Here is a 20391-nt window from a genome sequence, read left to right as displayed (position 1 = left end):
CCCTGTGTTATACAGTTTTCGCGTAAGATCTTTTACGTTCATTTACAAGCTGACGATTAATCGCGTTAAGATAAGCTTTAGCTGAAGCTTCCAGCACATCCTGTGCCACGTCACGGCCAGTTGTGGACTTTCCGTTATATGTCATATTTACAACTGCTTCTCCCAGTGCGTCGCGCCCCTTACCAATAGAAGTAACGCGGTAATCGAGTAGATGGACTTTTCCTTGTACTAAGCGTTCAAGCGTATTGCAAATTGCTTCTACACTCCCTGAGCCTGTGGATGCTTCCTGCAGCAGGTCGCCATCAGGTGAGATGACTGATACAGAAGCTGTCGGAATACTTCCATTACCGTATTGAACCTGCACTGACTTTAATTCATAGACAGGTACTTCTTCTTCCTGAATCTGCTGGTCTGTAAGGAGCACATACAGATCGTCTTCTGAAATCTCTTTTTTCTTATCAGCCAGTGCTTTGAACGCTTTGAATGCTTCCGTGATTTTTTCATCACTCAGTTCAAAACCTAGTGCAATGGCTTTATCTTTAAATGCATGTCTTCCTGAATGCTTGCCTAGTACAATCTGAGTTGAATTTTCACCGATTAATTCAGGTGTGATAATCTCATATGTCGTACGCTCTTTCAGCATGCCGTCCTGATGAATGCCTGACTCATGAGCAAAGGCATTTTTACCAACTACTGCTTTGTTCGCCTGGATCGCCATTCCTGTCAGCTGACTGACAAGCTGGCTCGTGCGCTTGATTTCGTCAAGCTTCACATCAGTTCCAAAGGTGAATTTATCTTTCCTGATATGAAGGGCTACAGCCAGTTCTTCAAGCGCTGCATTCCCTGCACGTTCACCAAGGCCGTTGATTGTCCCTTCAACCTGATCCGCACCGTTTTCAATCGCTGCAATCGTGTTTGCAACCGCCATGCCAAGATCATTATGACAGTGGGCTGACAGTTTCACACGATCAATACCGGGTACGTTTTCTTTCAAATGCCTGAACATGGCACCGTACTCTGAAGGAGTCGCATATCCAACTGTATCAGGCAGGTTGATTGTCGTTGCACCGGCTTTAATGACTTCTTTGACCACTCGGACCAGGAAATCCGGATCTGATCTGAAAGCATCCTCAGCTGACCATTGCACGAGCGGGAAATTCTTTTTCGCATATTTCACTGATTCTACTGCAATATCGACTACCTGATCAGGTGTTTTCTTTAATTTGTGTGTCATATGGATTGGTGATGTAGCCAGAAAAATATGAATGTGCGGCTGTTCACCGTATTTCAGCGCTTCCCAGGAAGTATCAATATCACTTTTTATTGACCTTGCAAGTCCTGTAACAATTGAGCCTTTGACCGTCTGAGCGATTTTTTTCACTGCTTCAAAATCACCCTGTGATGAAGCAGGAAATCCTGCTTCAATCACATCAGCATTGAACCGCTCAAGCTGTCTGGCAATTTCAAGTTTTTCGGCTGTATTCAGATTAATTCCTGCTGACTGTTCACCGTCTCTCAGCGTTGTATCAAAAACATCAATTTTTCGCACTCGCAACCACTTCCTTCTGTTTTTCTTTTCCTGCTTTAACAAATGGCATCATGCTGCGCAGCTCTCGACCCACCTTTTCGATCTGATGTTCGTTCTCGCGATTTGCAATTGCTGTGAATTCAGGGCGGTTCAGCTGATTCTCAAGCAGCCATCCTTTAGCAAACTTACCGTCCTGGATATCTGTCAGGATATCTTTCATGCGTTTTTTCGTATCTGCATCTACAACACGTGGTCCTGATACGAAGTCTCCCCACTGTGCAGTGTCAGAAATTGAATATCTCATTCCGCTCATTCCATCTTCATACATTAAGTCCACGATCAGCTTCAGCTCGTGCAGACATTCGAAGTATGCCAGTTCCGGCTGATAGCCTGCTTCCACAAGTGTTTCAAATCCTGCTTTTACTAATGAAGTAAGTCCTCCGCAAAGTACTGCCTGTTCTCCGAATAGATCTGTTTCAGTTTCTTCTTTAAATGTTGTTTCCAGTACGCCTGCTCGTGCGCTTCCAATTCCTTTAGCGTAAGCGAGTGCAGTTTCTGCAGCGTGACCTGACTGATCCTGATAGACTGCGAATAGTGCCGGTACACCTGCACCTGATTCAAATGTTCTGCGGACAAGGTGTCCCGGGCCTTTTGGTGCAACCAGGAATACGTCTACATCAGCTGGTGGTACGATTTGGTTAAAATGTACGTTAAATCCATGTGCGAAGACGAGTGACTTACCTGCACGCAGTCCCGGTTTGATTTCTTCTTCATATACCTGTGTCTGTCTCTCATCCGGCAGCAATACCATGATGATGTCTGCTTCTTCTGCTGCATCTCTTACAGTTTTCACTTCAAGGCCGTCTTCAGCTGCCTGATCCCATGACTTCCCTTTTCTGACACCTACTACTACGTCGTGGCCTGTTTCTTTCAGGTTCTGAGCGTGTGCATGACCTTGAGAGCCATATCCGATTACTGCAACTTTCTTACCTTCTAGTGAGCTGTTGATGTCCTGATTGTAATAAACTTTTACCATAATAAATTCCTCCAGTGTTTGTATGAGTTTTTAGTTTTTATATCACGCTGACCTCCTCCATGGAGGTTCAACTGAGGTTATACGCTGTTATTTTAAAATGTTTTATAAAATTGATAATTGCTGTGATGGTGTTTTCTGATTTTCCCTGACGAAGGCTGTTGCGCCTGTTCTTGTCATTTCCTTAATTCCATAGGGTCTGACCAGATCAATAAAGGCCTCAACCTTTTCAGGGTCTCCGGTAACCTGAACTGTGATCACATTTTTACTCATGTCGATCACAGTTGCCCGGAAAGGCTCGATAATACTTGTGATTTCACTTCTGACTGCAGGCGGTGAGAGCACTTTAATCAGTGCAAGCTCTCTCGTTACAATCGCCTTATCAGAGATATCATTTACTTTTAATACGTCAATTTGTTTCTGCAGTTGTTTCAGCAGTTGTTCAAGCTTTCTCTGATCTTCCACATGAACAACGAAAGTCATTTTTGAAATGCCAGGCTGTTCAGTGTGTCCGACAGTAATACTTTCAATGTTAAACTGCCTTTTCATGAGTAATCCGGTGACCCGGTTCAGCACGCCACTTTGATTAATAACTGTTGTTGTGATCACACGTTTCATCATTTCACCCCTAACATTTCATGCAGCCCTTTTCCTGGTGCAACCATCGGGTATACATTCTCAATCTGTTTTACCCTGCAGTCGATCAGGACTGGCTTATTTGAATTCATCGCTTTTTCAAATACTTCATCTGCTTCATCCAGACTGGTTACTTTGTAACCTTCAAGATCATAAGCTTCAGCGAGCTTTACAAAATCAGGCTGTGATGGCATAAGTGACTGTGAGTATCTTTCCTGATAGAACGTTTGCTGCCACTGTCTTACCATCCCGAGACACTGATTATTTAAGATTACAACTTTTACAGGAATCTGACTTTCCTGCAATAGTGATAGTTCCTGCAGTGTCATCTGGAAGCCGCCATCTCCTGTGATGGCAATGACCGTTTCTTTCGGTTTTGCAAGCTGTGCACCAATAGCTGCCGGGAAACCGAAGCCCATTGTCCCAAGTCCGCCTGATGTAACCCAGTGATCCGGGTGATTGAACTTATAGTATTGTGCTGCCCACATCTGATGCTGTCCTACATCAGTCGTTACGATTGCATCTCCGCCAGTATGCTTGTGAAGCAATTCAATTGCTTCCTGCGGGAGAATGCCTTCTTCTTCTCTCTTATAATGAAGCGGATATTCTTCCTTCATGCTGTTGAGATGGTTCGACCATTGTTCAATGCCATCTGTTTTGATACCGAGTTTCAACAGTGCCTGCAGCGCTTCTTTTGCATCTGCAACGATTGGAATATCAGTCGGGACATTTTTGCCTATTTCCGCCGGGTCAATATCGATATGAATAACTTGAGCATTCGGTGCAAAGTGTTCAAGGTTTCCGGTTAAGCGATCATCAAACCTCGCACCGAAGTTGATTAGCAGGTCACATTCACATATTGCCATGTTCGCGGCATATGTGCCATGCATGCCAGCCATACCCAGAAATTGTTCGTGCTCACCGTGGATCGTACCTAGACCCAGCAGTGTATTGGTAACCGGTAGTCCGGTTTGTTCTATAAAGGTAGTCAGCTCTTCTGATGCTTTGGCATGAAGTACACCTGCTCCCGCAAGTACGAGCGGTTTTTCAGCCTTTTGAATTGCCTGAGCCACTTTCTGAATCTGCAGAAAATTCGGTGTGGTCGTCGGCTGATAACCCGGCAGATTCACTTCAGTCTGCTTTACCTCAGCCATTGTAAACACTTCATTTGATACGTTTTTCGGGATGTCAACGAGTACTGGTCCCGGTCGTCCGGTAGATGCGATATGAAATGCTTCATGAATAATTCTTGGCAAATCATTTACGTCTTTCACCTGATAGTTATGCTTTGTGATCGGTTGTGTAATGCCCACAATATCTGCTTCCTGAAAAGCATCAGTTCCAATTACTGCACTTGCCACCTGGCCTGTAAACACAACGAGCGGCAGTGAATCCATCATGGCATCAGCAATACCTGTTACCAGGTTAGTAGCACCTGGACCGGATGTTGCGATTACAACGCCTGTCTTACCTGAAACTCTTGCATACCCTTCAGCTGCATGGATCGCTCCCTGCTCATGTCTGGCAAGAATATGTGGGATAGGGTTTTTATACAATGCGTCATAGATCGGGAGCACTGCGCCACCCGGATACCCAAAAATCATTTCTACACCTTCGTTTTGAAGAGATTGAATAAATATATCCGCTCCCTGAACTGCCTGCTTCTGTACATCACCGCCAAGTGCTTCTGCCTGTTTCGTATTTACTTGCACACTCATTGAAACATGCCTCCTTTAAATCCTTTTTTAAACAAATGAAAAAGCCTTTCAAACCCATACAAATAGACACGTGATCCTTTGTATAGGGATGAAAGACTTTTCATGGTACCACCCTACTTCGCAGCAAAAGCTGCCTCATGAACAGATAACCTGTTCTTTGATAACGAACAAATGTCCGTGAACACCTACTGCAAAATTTCAGTGTTCCACTCCGAGGGGATGTCATACACAACTGGCAATACCGGGTTCCACCAATCCCGGCTCTCTGTAAAAGCCCTTTGCTGCGTACTTTAACCTCATCAATGATTTAACGTATAATTGCTTTAACTCACGAAAGTTAAGCGTTAAAAAAGTTAGCCTGCATTTAATGCTGAATTATATACCTTAACACCGTCTTTAATGACTAATTCTCTGAAAGATTCAAGTAAATCATTTGTTATATTTCCAGGAACGCCTTCACCTACCACACGTCCGTCCACTTTTACGACTGCAATGACTTCAGCTGCAGTACCTGTCAGGAAAACTTCATCTGCTACATACACATCATGTCTTGTAAATACTGCTTCTTCCATCTCGTAGCCTTTATCTCTTGCCAGTTCAATAATTGCGTTTCTTGTAATCCCTTCAAGTGCCCCGACATAACCGGGAGGCGTCAGGATCTTATTTCCTCTGACAATAAAGATATTGTCAGCAGAACCTTCTGCTACGTAACCCTGGTCATTCAGCATTAATGCTTCAGGTACACCTGCGAGACCAGCTTCAATTTTCACTAAGATGTTATTTAAGTAGTTCAGTGATTTTACTTTCGGACTCAATACATCTGAGCGGTTTCTTCTGCTGGCAACTGTTACAATTTCAATGCCAGTTTCATAAAGCTTTTTCGGAAACAGTGCTAAGGATTCAGCGATGACAATCACACTTGGTCTTTTACATGTAAATGGATCAAGTCCAAGGTTGCCAACACCACGTGATACAACTAATCGGATATAGCCGTCTTTCAAGTTGTTCTTCTGCAGTGTCTCAATAATAATCTGCTGCATCTCCTCTTTGGTATAAGGGATTTCAAGCAGAATTGATTTTGCAGAGTCATACAGCCTTACAAGGTGCTCTTCAAGTCGAAACACATTTCCATTATAGGAACGAATACCTTCAAACACCCCATCACCGTATAAGAAACCATGATCATAAACAGAGATCTTAGCATCTTGTTTTGAAACAAATTCTCCATCTAAAAAAATTAATTGTTCACTCACCTTATTCACTCCTTCCATCGCTTTATCGTGGCCCGTAGGCTTGAATTGTTGACAATCATAACGCGGATATACAAGTCCGTCAACAGCTGAAAATTAAATTTTTAGACAAATTAGAATTTTTAAATAAAATGTAATCGTTTACATCATTGATACTATGCATTTTTTTGCAGGATGAAAATTTTTTTATTTTTACATGCTCATGTGAGGTGTTTTTGAACGAAAAGGCTTTACAAAGGTGTCTTGACAGCTTAGAAAACAGAAAATTATAGATGTATCCATCTTTTTTGGATGTTTTAAATTATATACATTTATAAGTATTTATATACATCATTATTCATTATTCGGTGATAAAACCGCATACCTGTTTAAAAACCGTATGCAGGATAAGCATTTTGATAACAAGAAAAAGACACCTGGAATCAGGTGCCTTTTTCTAAGATAAGGGAGGTTTTCACGCCATTCCTTACAAATTGTATTAAATTGTGCCTTTAGCCTGCTCACGTCTCAGCCTGATCTTATAGATGATCAGGATAAGTGCTGCAATGATCAATCCTTCTGTGACTGGTAAAAAGACTGCCAGAAACGTAAGAACTGTACATCCTAAAATCAGAAACAGATAGATCATTGCAGATTTAAGCGGCGGCAGCTTTTTTGCAAAGCCAAGCTTATAGACGACAATTGACAATAATATAATCGTGAGGTAAAGATACCACATTCCTGCATCAGGGTTAGCTTCAACTCTGTACAGCGCAGGAAAAAATGATAAGCGGTCTTCTACATTCACCATGGAGGTTGTCAGCTCCTCTTAATTATTTGCCTGCTTCAGCGTATTTTTGCTTTTTCTGAGCACGCTCACGTTCGTTTTTATCAAGAATCTTTTTGCGGATTCTGATTGTCTCAGGAGTGATCTCACAAAGCTCATCATCATTCAGGTACTCAAGAGATTCCTCAAGCGTCATCAGTCTCGCTTTTTTAAGTGTAGTCGTCTGCTCTTTGTTAGCAGAACGGATATTATTAGCTGCTTTAATTTTCGTTACATTGACGGTCAGATCATTTTCACGCGTATGCTCTCCAACAACCATCCCTTCATATACTTCAGTACCAGGTTCAATAAAGATCGTACCGCGATCTTCTACGCCCAGGATTGCATACTGTGATGCCTGTCCTTTATCCATAGATACAAGTACTCCGGCACGGCGTCCACCGACACGGCCCGGCTGCATTGGCTGGTAGCTGTCAAATGAGTGGTTAATGATACCAAAACCACGTGTAATTGTCATAAACTCAGTTGTATATCCAATTAGACCACGTGCAGGAATCATAAATACAAGGCGGACTTGACCATTACCGTTATTCACCATATCAAGCATTTCGCCTTTTCTTGCACCCATTGATTCAATAATTGAACCAGTGTTATCTTCAGGTACATCAATCTGAACGCGCTCAACCGGTTCACAGCGAACACCATCAATTTCTCGTACGATTACCTGAGGTTTAGAAACCTGCAGTTCATATCCTTCACGTCTCATGTTTTCAATCAGGATTGAAAGGTGAAGTTCACCACGACCTGATACAACCCATGCATCAGGCGAATCAGTCTGATCAACACGAAGACTTACGTCTGTTTCAAGCTGTGCTTCCAGACGCTCTTCGATTTTACGTGCAGTAACAAACTTACCTTCACGTCCAGCAAATGGACTGTTGTTGACAGAGAATGTCATCTGTAATGTCGGCTCATCGATACGCAGTACAGGAAGTGCTTCCTGATGGTCTACAGGTGTAACTGTTTCCCCTACGTTGATATCCTCCATTCCGGATACTGCAATCAGATCTCCAGCTTTTGCTGACTGGATTTCTTCACGCTTAAGGCCAAAGAAACCGAATATTTTTGTAACACGGAAGTTTTTCACACTGCCATCAAGTTTCATTAAGGAAACCTGTTGTCCCACCTCAATCGTTCCTCTGAACACACGGCCAATTCCGATACGGCCAACATAATCGTTGTAATCAAGAAGAGCGATCTGGAACTGAAGCGGATCAGCACTGTTATCAACCGGCGCAGGAATGTTCTCTACAACTGAATCATACAGACACTCCATCGTCTCATCCTGCTGTTCAGGATCAAGACTTGCTGTTCCGTTAATTGCTGAAGCATAAACGACCGGGAATTCAAGCTGATCTTCGTTCGCATCAAGTTCGATGAAAAGTTCAAGCACTTCATCAATTACTTCTGCAGGACGGGCAGCGTCACGGTCAATTTTGTTTACAACAACGATTGGTGTCAGATTCTGTTCAAGTGCCTTTTTCAGTACAAAGCGTGTCTGTGGCATACAGCCTTCATATGCATCGACAACAAGAAGAACACCATCAACCATTTTCATAATACGTTCTACTTCTCCACCAAAGTCTGCGTGTCCAGGTGTATCGAGAATGTTAATACGTGTATCTTTATATTGAATCGCAGTGTTTTTCGCAAGGATGGTAATACCGCGCTCTCTTTCAATATCGTTCGAATCCATTGCACGTTCATCTACATGCTCATTTGATCGAAAGATACCTGATTGTTTCAATAGCTGGTCTACTAAAGTTGTTTTCCCATGGTCAACGTGAGCAATAATTGCAATGTTTCGTAAGTCTTGCCTAAGATTCGTCATTATTTCACTCCTGTTTTTACGTTCTAATCTTTTCTAACTGTACTATTGTATCACAATAGGTGGAATTATAGAAATGAATTATGTAAAATGACTGTATAGAGGAGGATGACGATGAAAAATAACACGGTATTTATCCTTTTTGCTTTTGCTGCGGTCATAGCGATGTCGGGTATCGGAATCGCTATTGCAGAGCGAAGTGCGATTGGTGCAATTATATCTATTATTGCTGTCATTGCGGTGTTTGGTATGGGTTTCAAAACAAAGAAGAAGTTTCGTGAGCAGGCAGAAAGTTAATGTAAAAAAGCTGAGGCAAATGCTGCCTCAGCCTTTTTATAAACTCTGATTCATAGGACAATCTACTATTTTAAATATTTTTTCAGTACTTCGCTGTGGACTGCCGGGTTTCCAGCGAATACGGGAGAGTTTTCGACCAGGGAAAGGTTGTTTCCTTTAAGGTCAGTAATCGTGCCCCCCACTTCTTCAATTAATACTTTTCCTCCTGCAAAATCCCAAGGAGAAAGCCTCATTGTCAGATAACCATCCAGACGTCCGGCTGCAATGTAAGCCAGTTCGATTGCAGCAGAACCATAAGACCTTGTCCCGCGGACTCTTTTGACCAGTGACGCGAACTGTTCATGATCAATCTTTTTATTCGGTATCAGCCAGGTAGCATTGATCGACAGTATGGCTTCTTCAACCGGAACTTCTTTCAATTGAGAAAGCCTTTCTTCATTAAGGTATGCACCGTGTCCCCTGTATGCATGATACAATTCATCCGCTACAACATCATAGATATATCCGAGTATACCTATCCCCTCATGAAAGATCCCGATTGAAATCGCAAAATTTCTCTGCTGATGGACAAAGTTCATCGTGCCATCAATCGGGTCAATAATCCAGACTGTTCCATCTGTGTCTTCTACCTGATCCCCAAAACCTTCTTCACCAAGTACTCTGTGGGAAGGATAACGATCTTTTATTTTCTCAACAAAATATTTTTCAATCTCTTTATCCATATTAGTGACCAGATCATTTACATTGCTTTTTGTCTGAATCTTTAACACTTCGTCAAATGAATCAATTATCTTACTTCCTGCACCTTTTATTGAATTTTTAGCGAATTGATCAATATCATTCCAATTCTCCTTCATAAAACTTCCTCCTATATGAGACAACATATTTAAACTGTATTAGATTCTTTTTTTATAATCAACTGTAAAGCAACGCTAAGACGAACGCTCATTGGTTAAGCGTTCGTCTTAGCGTTGCTGATAAAAACATTGAAAAAACCTATTCATTTTGAGAAACCACCTAATTCATTCATTTCATGCCGGATTAATGAAAGCCTTTCTTTTACACTGTCGATCTCAGTTTTATTTTCAAGTTCCATCGCTTCAAATAATACTGCAAGCTCATAATCAAGCTCCATTCTGAGCACTGCGAGTCTTTCCTGTATATAATCTCTTTTTCTGGTTACCTGGATGACCTGCTTCATACCCTTCCACTCCTCTCAAAATATTGTGTTTAAAGCAGTTTATTCAATTCAAATCAGTTTATTCACAAACTTCATCTGTGCTAGAATAAATTAAGTTTCAGGCGGCCTGTTATATGTATTATAGCCAATTTAAGCAGAGCTCAAACTGATTAAACTGTTTTAAAACACAACGGAGGGTTGTTCATGACTGGCTATTTCAGTGAAAAAGATTTTGAAGTATTCAATATTGACGGGTTGGATGAGCGGATGGAAGGAATCCGTTCTCATATTCAACCAAAATTTCAGGAGATCGGGGATCAGGTAGTTCCTGCACTGTCAGACTTGACTGATGAAGAAATGCATCTTCATATCGCAAGGCATGCCAGACGTTCGGTGAATCCGCCAAACGATACCTGGATGGCTGCTGCACCGAGTAAAAGAGGGTATAAAAAGATGCCCCATTTCCAGTTCGGTCTCTGGGATGATCATTTGTTTATCTGGACGGCATTCATTTACGAATTACCTGAGAAGGAAAATATCGCGAAAACAATGATTGAAAATCTCGATGATATGATGAAGATACTGCCTGAAGATGGTTATATCAGCATTGATCATACAAAGAAAGATGCAAAAAAATTCAGTGAAATGAATGAAGGCGATGTGTTACATGCACTTGAAAGATTTGAAAATGTGAAGAAAGCAGAATTTCTTGCAGGCAGAAGAATAGAAGCATCTGAAGCTGCCACTTTGTCCAAAGAAGAGCTGATTCAGTTGATTTTAAAGACCTGGAAAGAGCTGCTGCCATTATACAAGCTCGGAACCCGCGTTCAGCAGGCTGTATAAAAAATGGTAAGTGCGCATGCACTTACCATTTTTTATTTAGTCATGGAAATTTTATCGCCAGGTGCACTTTCTCTTGCCTTCTTCTGGGTCCGGAAAATCGAATAGCCGCTCATTTCCTGAAACTCTTTATCAATTGTCTTCTCTTCGGCTTTACCAGGGACTATTTCTTTAAACCGCTTATAATAGTTCATAAATTCTTCTCTCTCAATTGATTTTTCATAAGCTTTTTCTACTGCTTCATAAAATTTAACTGCGTCAATAATTTCCTCAGTTGACCAGTCCATTGACAATGGGTATTGGTATTCCATAAAATAAACTTCCTTTCTGACACATACTCTTATATTTCTTTTTATGTGGTGAAATGCTATAATTCTTCTGTTATCCTTCTTTAGATAACAATACCGTTAATGAGGTGAATTTTCAATTGTCCAATACACCTTCATCTCTGCTTAATGTAGAGAGAAAAGACCATACTTTAACTCAGCATGACACACCATTATTCACTGGCTTAAAGAAACACGCAGAGCGAAATCCCGTTCAATTCCATATTCCAGGCCATAAAAAAGGGGCTGGAATGGATCCTGAATTCAGAGCGTTCGCGGGTGAAAATATATTATCGATAGACTTAATTAATATCGCACCACTCGATGATCTTCATCAACCAAAGTCACTTATTAAAGATGCCCAGGATCTTGCAGCCAAAGCATTTGGTGCAGATCATACCTACTTCTCGGTCCAGGGGACAAGCGGTGCAATTATGACAATGGTTATGAGCGTCTGTGGGCCGGGCGAGAAAATAATCGTACCAAGAAATGTTCATAAATCAGTAATGTCTGCAATCGTTTTCTGTGGAGCAATCCCTATCTTTATTCACCCCGAGGTTGATAAAGAGCTGGGTATCTCTCATGGTATAACACCTATATCTGTTGCTCACGCGCTTGAACAGCATCCTGATGCAAAAGGTGTACTCGTTATTAACCCTACCTATTTCGGAATTGCTGCTGATCTGAAGGAAATTGTAAAGATTGCACATGGCCATCAGGTTCCTGTTTTGGTAGATGAAGCACACGGCGTGCATATTCATTTCCATGACAGACTTCCCGCTTCTGCTATGCAGGCTGGTGCTGACATGGCTGCAACAAGTGTGCACAAGCTGGGTGGTTCTATGACACAGAGTTCCGTTTTAAATGTTAAAGAAGGGCTTGTTTCCCCTAAGCGCGTTCAGTCAATTCTCAGCATGCTGACGACAACATCGACTTCTTACCCGCTTCTGGCTTCTCTTGACACCGCCAGAAGAAGATTGGCGATCGAAGGGAAGGAACTGATTACCCAGTCGATAAACTTGGCTGAAGATATTAGAAAGCGCCTTGGAGAAATCGAACAGATCAAATGTATCGGCAGTGAAATTTTAGGTACGCCTGCTACATTTGATTACGATCCAACCAAAATTATTGTATCTATAAAAGAACTTGGCATTACAGGTTATCAGGCTGAAGTATGGCTGAGAGAGCACTACAACCTCGAAGTTGAACTGTCTGATTTGTATAACATTCTGTGTATTGTAACGCCTGGTGATACGCAATATGAAGCTGATATTCTTGTAAAAGCAATTCATGCACTTTCCAAAGAGTTCAGACATGACAGCAAAAAAGCGGTACCTGAAGTTATTTTACCGGATATTCCACTGTTAGCTGTAACACCACGGGAAGCATTTTATGCAGATACTGAGCTGCTTCCACTTGATGAAACAGTTGGGAGAGTATGCGCAGAATTTATTATGGTTTATCCACCGGGTATTCCGATCTTTATTCCGGGTGAAATCATTACAGATGATAACCTGAGGTATATTCATGAAAATATAGAAGCAGGTCTTCCTGTGCAGGGTCCACAGGATGAAACATTGACTAAGCTTCGTGTCATCAAAGAACACCGCGCAATCAGATAAATACAGGCTTTGTTAATGACAAATGTTGTTTTAGCACAGCTGGTGATTGCAGCGGAAATCAACAGCCAGAATGAACAAAGACAAAATGTAAAAAGCTGATGCATTTCGCATCAGCTTTTTTCTTCCCTCATTATTCATGACGAGTTTATATAATTGCTCATCCGATCAGCTTACTCCCATCCCCATATGCTTGTAAGCGCTTCCGTTTTATTTTAACCTTAAAGGATAAAAAATACAATCCCTTTTTATTAGACGAAATTTCAGTTTATTTTATCAGATAACAAAAAAGTGACGCATAAGCGCCACTCTGATTATTCCAGATATCCTTTAATTGTTTTAGGATCAACCATTGTGAAGTCTTTTGCTCTCAGACCTTCAACAATACCCAGTATTGCCTCGTTCGTCCATGTACGGTCATGCATCAGCAGATTTGCTCCTGAAGACAGATATTCAGTATTAACCATAATATCAGTCAATGCTTCAGCATTTTGGTAGTCGGCTTCCCAGTCATATCCGTAGGTCCAGTTCATGAGGACCATTCCCTCTTCTTTTACGAGCGCTTCAGAAAAATCTGTATTCGCTCCGAATGGGGCTCTGAAAAATTTCGGGCGTTCTCCTATGATTTCTTCTACACGGTCACTTAAGGAAATGATTTCTTCACGCTGCTCTTCTTCAGTGAGATCACGCAAATTTGGGTGACTGTATGTATGATTGCCAATCGGGAACCCAAGTTCGTGAATTTCTTTCAGCATCTCTTCTTCTTCGGGTGTATCAAGAAAATGACCGTTTACGAAAAAGATTGCCGGCGCATCAGCTTCATGAAGTTTTTGAGCCATCTCCACAGCATGCTGGTCTGGTGCATCATCAATTGTGAGAAGCACTACATTTTCTGGTGCATCACTAATTGGCGTAACTGACCAGTTGGCTTCATTGATTTCATACAGCGTTTCAATTGTTTCTTCAGGGGCTTCTTCCTGTTCCTCTGGGTCAGCCTCTTCTACATCTTCAGTCTCTTCAGGCACATCCGTCTCCTCCTGAGTTGTTTCTTCCGTATTATCTTCTGCAGCTACTGCTTCCTGATTTTGATCTTCAGGTTGAACTGCTTCATCTGAGCTGCATGCAGCAAGTAATAGAACTGCTGATATAGCCGCTGGTGCATAAATCTTCAAAGAATAACCTCACCTTTCAATATATGTATGAAGTGATTGTAACATATGCCGGATCAGGATACAGATTTAAACTATGACAATTTTAAAAAGAGCTGTGCATCTAAGCACAGCTCTTAAGGGATTATTTTACGATATGAATTGGTGTTCCAAGGGCCACTTCTGCAGCTTCCATTGAAATTTCACCAAGCGTCGGGTGAGCATGGATCGTCATAGCAACATCTTCAGCAGTCATTCCTGCTTCAATTGCAAGACCAAGCTCGGCGATCATATCAGAAGCACCGTCTCCGGCAATCTGAGCACCAATGATCAATCCGTCTTCTTTACGTGTTACAAGCTTTACAAAACCTTCAGTTTGGTTAAGAGCAAGCGCACGTCCATTAGCTCCGAATGGGAATTTAGAAGCATTCACTTCAATTCCTTCCTCTTTAGCCTGTGCTTCATTGTAACCAACTGTTGCCAGTTCAGGATCTGTGAAGCAAACTGCAGGAATTGCAAGGTAATCTACTTCAGATTTCTCTCCGCCGATTACTTCAGCAGCGATTTTTCCTTCGTAAGATGCCTTGTGTGCAAGTGGTGGTCCGTCAACAATGTCACCAATTGCATAAATATTTTCCACACTTGTGCGGCACTGCTTGTCAGTCTTGATGATGCCTTTATCAGTCATCTCAATTCCAACCTGATCAAGACCAATTTCATCTGTGTTTGGACGACGGCCTACTGTAACAAGCACATAGTCAGCATCAATAGAAACTTCTTCGCCTTTAGCTTCATAAGATACTTTTACACCGTCTTCAGATTCTTCAACGCCTTTAGCCATTGCTTTTGTAATGACATCAACGCCTTTTTTCTTCAGACCTTTTTTAACAACTGAAGTCATCTGCTTTTCGAATCCACCAAGGATATCGTCAGCACCTTCAAGAATTGTTACTTCTGATCCCATATTTGCATATGCTGTTCCAAGCTCTGTACCAATGTATCCTCCACCGATAACAACAAGCTTTTTAGGAATCTCTTTAAGTGCAAGTGCGCCTGTTGAATCAAGTACGCGCTTAGAGAACTTAAATGATGGAATTTCAATCGGACGGGAACCTGTCGCCACGATTGCGTTCTTAAACTTGTAAGTTTGAGAATTCTTTTCATCCATTACTTTAACCGTTTCACTGTCAACAAAGTATGCTTCACCGCGAACGATTTCTACTTTATTACCTTTAAGAAGCCCTTCAACACCGCCAGTAAGCTTTTTCACTACTCCGGCTTTCCATTCCTGGGCTTTATCAAAATTAATTTTTACACTTTCAGCAACAATACCCATATCTTCAGAGCCTTTTGCATGTTCATAACGATGACCGATTGAGATCATAGCTTTAGATGGGATGCAGCCTACGTTCAGGCAGACTCCGCCCAGGTTTTCTTTCTCAACAATTGTAACCTTTTGTCCGAGTTGCGCTGCACGGATTGCAGCTACATATCCCCCGGGACCTGATCCGATGACGAGAGTATCTGTTTCGATTGGGAAATCTCCTACTACCATTGTTTTACGCCTCCATTAGTAAAAGTTCTGGATCGTTCAATAAACGTTTGATGTGGTTTAACGCATTTTGTGCTGTAGCACCATCAATCATACGGTGATCGAAGCTCAATGATAATGCTAACACAGGAGCTGCTACAATTTCACCATTTTTTACTACCGGCTTTTCTGCGATACGGCCAATTCCCAGAATTGCAACTTCAGGGTGGTTAATTACAGGTGTAAACCACTGGCCGCCCGCTGAACCGATATTTGTGATTGTGCATGAAGCACCTTTCATTTCATCGCCTGAAAGTTTACCGTCACGTGCTTTTCCTGCAAGCTGATTAATTTCATCAGAAATACCGAATACAGACTTACGGTCAGCATGCTTAACTACTGGTACTACAAGTCCTTTTTCTGTGTCAGCTGCAATACCAATGTTGTAATAGTGCTTCTGGACAATTTCCTGTGCTTCGTCGTCAAGCATTGTATTCAGAACAGGATACTCACGAAGAGCAGATACAAGAGCTTTCACTACGTAAGGAAGGAATGTAAGCTTAATATCCTTCTCAAGTGCAATTTCCTTAAACTTCTTACGGTGAGCAACAAGTTTCTCTACGTCCACTTCATCCATCAGCGTTACGTGTGGGGCAGTGTGCTTAGAGTTAACCATTGCTTTAGCAATTGCTTTTCTCATTCCACTCATCTTCTCGCGTGTTTCAGGGAATTCACCCTCCGGAGCCGGAGCAGAAGCTTTAGGCGCTGACTTTTCTTCTTTCTGATCAGAAGATTGTTCAGTGCTTTCTGATTTAGCATCAGCTGTATCACCTTTCAGATATGCATCGATATCTTCTTTTGATACACGGCCGTTTTTGCCTGAACCGGATACGTAACGGATGTCTACATCGTTGTCACGGGCATATTTACGAACTGAAGGCATAGCGATCACGCGGCGGTCAGGATCTACGTCTTCCTGAGGCTTAGCATCTGCTGATTCTTCAGCGCTGTCATCAGTTGCTTCAGCTGCTTCCTGCTTTTCTTCTTTAGGCTCTTCTTTCGGTTCTTCCTTAGCTTCTTCTTTCTTACTGTCACTGCTGTCAGAACCTTTAAATTGAAGGTTTTCATAGCCCGGTGCATCAAGCTTAATTAACGTATCACCTACTACAGCTACTGTACCTTCATCAACAAGAATTTCTTCAACTGTTCCTGCAACAGGAGATGGAATTTCTACAACAGCTTTATCGTTTTGAACCTCACAAAGCACGTCGTCTTCTTCTACTTTATCTCCAACACTGATAAACCACTTTACAATTTCACCTTCGTGAATACCTTCACCGATATCAGGTAGTTTAAATTCGAATGACAATGTTTTCACCCTCCTGGTTAGGAATTTTCTTTGTTACATACTTTTATGAAAAGGTAAAACGGAGAAAATTCTCCGTTTTACAGATTAAAATTCAAGTACTTTTTTAGCTGTTTCCACTACATCTTTAGCATTTGGAAGCCATACTGATTCCGCTTGAGAGAATGGGAATACAGTATCAGCAGCTGCCACACGCAGCACTGGTGCTTCAAGGCTAAGGATTGCGCGGTCATTGATTTCAGCTACAACGCTTGCTGCGATTCCAGCCTGCTTTTGAGCTTCCTGAACAACGATTGCACGGTTTGTCTTCTCAACTGACTTAATAATTGTTTCGATATCAAGCGGCTGAATTGTACGAAGGTCAATCACTTCTACAGAATGACCGTCTTTCTCAAGCTGGTCAGCAGCTTTAAGTGATTCGTGCACCATTGCACCGTAAGTTACGATTGTAAGATCAGTTCCTTCACGCTTTACATCTGCTTTACCGATTTCGATTGTGTACTCTTCTTCAGGTACATCTTCACGGAATGAACGGTAAAGTTTCATGTGCTCAAGGAATATAACCGGATCGTTATCACGGATTGCTGAGATCAGAAGACCTTTAGCATCAGTTGGTGTTGAAGGAATAACAACCTTCAGTCCAGGCTGTTGGGCCATCAGGCCTTCAAGAGAGTCTGCGTGCAGTTCAGGCGTATGAACACCACCGCCAAATGGAGAACGGATTGTGATCGGTGAACTGTATTTACCACCGCTGCGGTATCTCATACGTGCCATCTGGCCGCTGACTGAGTCCATTACTTCAAATACGAAGCCGAAGAATTGAATTTCCGGTACTGGACGGTACCCTTCAAGAGCTAAACCAATCGCAAGACCGCCGATACCTGATTCTGCAAGTGGCGTATCAAAAACGCGATCTTCACCAAATTCTTTTTGCAGACCTTCAGTTGCACGGAATACGCCTCCGTTATTACCAACGTCTTCACCGAACACAAGAACATTTTCATCATTTTTAAGTTCTGTCCGGAGTGCATCTGTAATTGCCTGAATCATTGTCATTTGTGCCATGGCTTACTTCGACTCCTTCTCTTTATAAATTTCATATTGCTCGTTCAGATTATTAGGCATTTCTTCGTACATGATTTCCATAAGATCAGTAACCTTTTGCTTAGGAGTATCATCAGCCTCTTTAATTGCAGCTTTAATTTCCTCTTTAGCTTTTTCGATTACTTCATTTTCTTTTTCTTCACTCCATAGTCCTTTTTCTTCAAGGAACTTACGGAAACGTACTAGTGGATCTTTCTTTTCCCACTCTGTATCCATATCATCCGTACGATAGCGGGTCGGGTCATCACCAGCCATTGTATGAGGACCATAACGGTAGCAAAGTGTTTCAATCAATGAAGGACCTTCTCCTGCTACAGCACGGTCACGCGCTTCTTTTGTAGCTGCATATACAGCCAGTGGATCCATACCGTCTACAAGGATCCCAGGGATTCCTGCAGATACAGCTTTCTGTGCAATTGTTTTACCTTTTGTCTGCTTATCACGAGGTGTTGAAATCGCAAACTGGTTATTCTGTACAACAAAGATTGCAGGCGCATTATATGAACCTGCGAAGTTGATTCCTTCATAGAAATCACCCTGTGAAGATCCACCGTCGCCAGTGTAAGTAATCGCTACAGAATCTTTACCACGCTTTTTAAGTCCAAGCGCAATACCTGCAGTCTGAACATATTGAGCACCGATAATGATTTGCGGTGGAAGTACATTAACACCCTCTGGAGAATGATTCCCCTTGAAGTGACCTCTTGAGAATAAGAATGCCTGTGCAAGCGGAAGGCCATGCCAGATAATCTGAGGCACATCACGGTAACCCGGCACTACCCAATCTTCTTTTTCAAGTGCATAGTGTGAAGCGATCTGAGATGCTTCCTGTCCTGCAGTCGGCGCATAAAATCCTAAGCGTCCCTGACGGTTTAAAGAAATTGAACGCTGGTCAAGAATACGTGTATAAACCATACGGCTCATTAATTCCTGAAGCTGCTCATCACTCAGGTCCGGCATTGCATCTTCATTCACTACTTTTCCTTCTTCGTCAAGAATCTGGAACATTTCAAACTTGTCTTCGATCTGTTCTAATACTTTTACAGCATCGAATGGTGTCTTCTTTTTAGAAGCCATGTAATCCACCTATCCTTTCGGTTTTGTCAAATTCGTTCGTATTCTTCTTCAGAACACAATTACTTTATATTTTTCCACAAATCCAGTGGTAAAAAACCTAAAGTGCTAAATTCTTTTTATCTGTATCAATAAAATATTTAAAAACATTAATACAGTTTACGAAATAAATTCTACATGACAGCTGATATAACGTCAATCATAAAGTTTTGACGGTTTTATTTCAGTCATTTTTTTACACAGAATCATGAAACTGTATTAATTTCATACGTATCTGTACTATATTAACGCTATAAAAACCGAACTGTTATAAGGCTGATTTAAATTCAAAAGTAGGTTCCGCTCAAGTTAAATGCAGGTCTGGCACAGAGGGAGACTAGTACGGAGTTTGGCAGCCAATTAAAAAAAGAGCAGACAATTGTCTACTCTTCAGTATTCAGTTCTGCCATATTATAAAATTCGGCCTTAAGATCATTATACTCATTTGTTAAATCGTTAAACTCAGTATTTGCTTCTATAATCACAGCATTCTGATCGTTTACCTTTGTGACCTGCTGCTCAAGCTCTTCAAGTTTAAGATCTTCATTTTTAAGCATTTCATAAAGCTCACGATTCAGCTGAAGTCCATCTTCATATGCCGTTGTTAATTCATCATGTGATGTGTATCTGTTATTCATCGTTTCGATCATCGTTTCCACATGCTGCTGAAGTTCTTCTGAATCTATATCTGATACCAGACTTTCCACTTCACCGAACGCTTCTTCAGAACTGCTGATTGCTTCTCTTTCTTCATTAAGTTTTTCTTCCCGTGCATCAAGATTACTTAATGCTTCATCAGCCAACGAGTTAATCTGTTCAAACTCTTCCATACTGAGAGCCATAATCTCATCATATAATTGCTGTTCTTCTGTTTCCAGGTCACGCAGATCATTCTGCGCACTCACATATCCTTCTTCTTCTGCTACAGCAGCTTCCAGTTTTTCGCTGATTTCTTCTTCTGCAGGTGTCCCGAATACACACCCGGAAAGCAGAATAGCCGAAAAACAAAAAGCGCCTGCTATGTATGTTTTCACTTAATGTAACCCCC

Annotated in this window: 19 protein-coding genes and 1 other annotated feature; of the genes, 3 read left to right on the top strand and 16 right to left on the bottom strand. The window is 41.7% G+C overall.

Annotation, left to right across the window (positions count from 1 at the left end):
* Positions 1-7 precede the first annotated feature (7 nt).
* The 7 genes from JOD21_RS04995 to typA all read right to left on the bottom strand — a co-directional run bounded on the left by JOD21_RS04995 (position 8) and on the right by typA (position 8822).
* Entirely contained in the window at positions 8-1549 is a 1542-nt protein-coding gene (locus JOD21_RS04995; protein ID WP_204728570.1) for a 2-isopropylmalate synthase, read from the bottom strand.
* Positions 1536-2564 (bottom strand): ketol-acid reductoisomerase, encoded by a 1029-nt coding sequence (gene ilvC / locus JOD21_RS04990; RefSeq protein WP_204728569.1) that lies wholly within the window; start codon positions 2562-2564, stop codon positions 1536-1538. The genes JOD21_RS04995 and ilvC overlap by 14 nt, the downstream gene beginning before the upstream one ends.
* 102 nt (positions 2565-2666) lie before the next feature.
* Positions 2667-3179 carry an acetolactate synthase small subunit gene (gene ilvN, locus JOD21_RS04985; RefSeq protein WP_041122272.1) on the bottom strand — a complete coding sequence of 171 codons (513 nt, stop codon included), beginning with the start codon at positions 3177-3179 and terminating at the stop codon, positions 2667-2669.
* Entirely contained in the window at positions 3179-4915 is a 1737-nt protein-coding gene (ilvB, locus tag JOD21_RS04980; RefSeq protein WP_204728568.1) for an acetolactate synthase large subunit, read from the bottom strand. Before ilvB ends, ilvN begins: the two co-directional genes overlap by 1 nt.
* A gap of 81 nt (positions 4916-4996) precedes the next feature.
* Positions 4997-5227, bottom strand: a binding site (T-box leader).
* 41 nt (positions 5228-5268) lie between these two features.
* On the bottom strand, positions 5269-6168 hold the full coding sequence (ilvE, locus tag JOD21_RS04975) for a branched-chain-amino-acid transaminase (RefSeq protein WP_204728567.1): 900 nt from the start codon (positions 6166-6168) through the stop codon (positions 5269-5271).
* A 475-nt stretch (positions 6169-6643) separates the two neighbouring features.
* Positions 6644-6955, bottom strand: coding sequence for a YlaH-like family protein (locus tag JOD21_RS04970; RefSeq protein WP_204728566.1), 312 nt, complete (start codon positions 6953-6955; stop codon positions 6644-6646).
* Positions 6956-6977: 22 nt separating this feature from the next.
* Entirely contained in the window at positions 6978-8822 is a 1845-nt protein-coding gene (gene typA, locus JOD21_RS04965) for a translational GTPase TypA (protein ID WP_204728565.1), read from the bottom strand.
* Between the two features lie 111 nt (positions 8823-8933).
* On the opposite strand from typA, the gene JOD21_RS04960 reads away from it, so the two are divergent.
* Positions 8934-9116, top strand: a complete 183-nt coding sequence (locus JOD21_RS04960; protein WP_204728564.1) for a DUF5325 family protein — start codon at positions 8934-8936, stop codon at positions 9114-9116.
* 65 nt (positions 9117-9181) lie between these two features.
* Here JOD21_RS04960 and JOD21_RS04955 read toward each other — a convergent pair whose 3' ends face one another.
* Positions 9182-9973, bottom strand: coding sequence for an inositol monophosphatase family protein (locus JOD21_RS04955; RefSeq protein WP_204728563.1), 792 nt, complete (start codon positions 9971-9973; stop codon positions 9182-9184).
* Positions 9974-10116: 143 nt separating this feature from the next.
* Positions 10117-10317 (bottom strand): hypothetical protein, encoded by a 201-nt coding sequence (locus JOD21_RS04950; RefSeq protein ID WP_041122265.1) that lies wholly within the window; start codon positions 10315-10317, stop codon positions 10117-10119.
* Positions 10318-10500: 183 nt separating this feature from the next.
* On the opposite strand from JOD21_RS04950, the gene JOD21_RS04945 reads away from it, so the two are divergent.
* Complete coding sequence (locus JOD21_RS04945; protein ID WP_204728562.1) at positions 10501-11139, top strand: YktB family protein; 639 nt, start codon at positions 10501-10503, stop codon at positions 11137-11139.
* 32 nt (positions 11140-11171) lie between these two features.
* On the opposite strand, the gene JOD21_RS04940 is transcribed toward JOD21_RS04945, so the two are convergent.
* Positions 11172-11447, bottom strand: a complete 276-nt coding sequence (locus JOD21_RS04940; protein WP_204728561.1) for a UPF0223 family protein — start codon at positions 11445-11447, stop codon at positions 11172-11174.
* Positions 11448-11563: 116 nt separating this feature from the next.
* Here JOD21_RS04940 and JOD21_RS04935 point away from each other — a divergent pair, with 116 nt between their 5' ends.
* Positions 11564-13084: an aminotransferase class I/II-fold pyridoxal phosphate-dependent enzyme gene (locus JOD21_RS04935; protein WP_275579567.1), complete on the top strand. Its 1521-nt coding sequence runs from the start codon at positions 11564-11566 to the stop codon at positions 13082-13084.
* Positions 13085-13395: 311 nt separating this feature from the next.
* Here the strand turns inward: JOD21_RS04935 and JOD21_RS04930 are convergent, their stop codons facing one another.
* From JOD21_RS04930 to JOD21_RS04905, 6 genes are all read right to left on the bottom strand, one after another.
* Positions 13396-14253, bottom strand: coding sequence for a polysaccharide deacetylase family protein (locus JOD21_RS04930; protein WP_204728560.1), 858 nt, complete (start codon positions 14251-14253; stop codon positions 13396-13398).
* Positions 14254-14374: 121 nt separating this feature from the next.
* A complete protein-coding gene (lpdA, locus tag JOD21_RS04925; protein ID WP_204728559.1) occupies positions 14375-15784 on the bottom strand; it encodes a dihydrolipoyl dehydrogenase in 1410 nt (469 codons plus the stop codon).
* 4 nt (positions 15785-15788) lie between these two features.
* Complete coding sequence (locus JOD21_RS04920) at positions 15789-17129, bottom strand: dihydrolipoamide acetyltransferase family protein (protein ID WP_204728558.1); 1341 nt, start codon at positions 17127-17129, stop codon at positions 15789-15791.
* Between the two features lie 84 nt (positions 17130-17213).
* Positions 17214-18191 (bottom strand): alpha-ketoacid dehydrogenase subunit beta, encoded by a 978-nt coding sequence (locus tag JOD21_RS04915; RefSeq protein WP_041122259.1) that lies wholly within the window; start codon positions 18189-18191, stop codon positions 17214-17216.
* A gap of 3 nt (positions 18192-18194) precedes the next feature.
* Positions 18195-19307 (bottom strand): pyruvate dehydrogenase (acetyl-transferring) E1 component subunit alpha, encoded by a 1113-nt coding sequence (pdhA, locus tag JOD21_RS04910; protein WP_204728557.1) that lies wholly within the window; start codon positions 19305-19307, stop codon positions 18195-18197.
* A gap of 419 nt (positions 19308-19726) precedes the next feature.
* A complete protein-coding gene (locus tag JOD21_RS04905; protein ID WP_204728556.1) occupies positions 19727-20377 on the bottom strand; it encodes a YkyA family protein in 651 nt (216 codons plus the stop codon).
* Between the last annotated feature and the right edge of the window lie 14 nt (positions 20378-20391).

Source organism: Jeotgalibacillus terrae (assembly GCF_016908195.1).
Taxonomy (GTDB): domain Bacteria; phylum Bacillota; class Bacilli; order Bacillales; family Jeotgalibacillaceae; genus Jeotgalibacillus; species Jeotgalibacillus terrae.
Note: the sequence above shows the minus strand (reverse complement) of the source record. Positions and strands in the feature narration are given on the sequence as shown.

Excerpts from the sequence above, each read along its gene's own strand:
- ilvC (WP_204728569.1), bottom strand. The coding sequence starts at position 2,564 with ATGGTAAAAGTTTATTACAATCAGGACATCAACAGCTCACTAGAAGGT.
- ilvN (WP_041122272.1), bottom strand. The coding sequence starts at position 3,179 with ATGAAACGTGTGATCACAACAACAGTTATTAATCAAAGTGGCGTGCTG.
- ilvB (WP_204728568.1), bottom strand. The coding sequence starts at position 4,915 with ATGAGTGTGCAAGTAAATACGAAACAGGCAGAAGCACTTGGCGGTGAT.
- JOD21_RS04970 (WP_204728566.1), bottom strand. The coding sequence starts at position 6,955 with ATGGTGAATGTAGAAGACCGCTTATCATTTTTTCCTGCGCTGTACAGA.
- typA (WP_204728565.1), bottom strand. The coding sequence starts at position 8,822 with ATGACGAATCTTAGGCAAGACTTACGAAACATTGCAATTATTGCTCAC.
- JOD21_RS04960 (WP_204728564.1), top strand. The coding sequence starts at position 8,934 with ATGAAAAATAACACGGTATTTATCCTTTTTGCTTTTGCTGCGGTCATA.
- JOD21_RS04955 (WP_204728563.1), bottom strand. The coding sequence starts at position 9,973 with ATGAAGGAGAATTGGAATGATATTGATCAATTCGCTAAAAATTCAATA.
- JOD21_RS04950 (WP_041122265.1), bottom strand. The coding sequence starts at position 10,317 with ATGAAGCAGGTCATCCAGGTAACCAGAAAAAGAGATTATATACAGGAA.
- JOD21_RS04945 (WP_204728562.1), top strand. The coding sequence starts at position 10,501 with ATGACTGGCTATTTCAGTGAAAAAGATTTTGAAGTATTCAATATTGAC.
- JOD21_RS04940 (WP_204728561.1), bottom strand. The coding sequence starts at position 11,447 with ATGGAATACCAATACCCATTGTCAATGGACTGGTCAACTGAGGAAATT.
- lpdA (WP_204728559.1), bottom strand. The coding sequence starts at position 15,784 with ATGGTAGTAGGAGATTTCCCAATCGAAACAGATACTCTCGTCATCGGA.
- JOD21_RS04915 (WP_041122259.1), bottom strand. The coding sequence starts at position 18,191 with ATGGCACAAATGACAATGATTCAGGCAATTACAGATGCACTCCGGACA.
- pdhA (WP_204728557.1), bottom strand. The coding sequence starts at position 19,307 with ATGGCTTCTAAAAAGAAGACACCATTCGATGCTGTAAAAGTATTAGAA.